Consider the following 480-nt stretch of genomic DNA (forward strand, 5'->3'; position numbering starts at 1 on the left):
TAAAAGTTTTTGGACAGTTTCTCCTGATCCTTTGTTTCTTCGGAATTTCAGATCAGATCTTAGCGCAAACTGAAATAAAAGAACTTCAGGTGGAGCCAACTTTCGAACGACTCCTTAAAGAAGCCGACACCGATGGTGACAAAAAGATCACCATAGAAGATGATCCAAAAATGCCATTTTTGGTCCCTGTTTCCGAAGGGGATTCAATAGCGATTGACCGCATCTATTATTTGTCAAATCTGCTTCAGGAGCTCGCAATAGCCCGGGCCGAAGAAAAGGAAACCCTGCGAATTGACCTTGAGCAAATCAAAGAGCCGCCTTCGCAGCGCATTTCCCGCCGAATTAAAGAACAATTTTGGGATGATCTTACCCGAACCATCGACCGAAAAGGGCTGAGGAAGATCCTTAAAGATTCCAAAGCCGAAGACAGCGTACAGCGGCTGTATGTGCCGGCAACAGATTCAGCAGGGATCAGGTACT

1 pseudogene is annotated in these 480 nt (G+C 45.6%); it reads left to right on the top strand.

What is annotated here, in order from left to right:
- Positions 1 to 480, top strand: a pseudogene (locus tag HC176_RS16295) (trehalase); the annotation flags it as partial.

It is taken from the genome of Tamlana crocina (assembly GCF_012037625.1).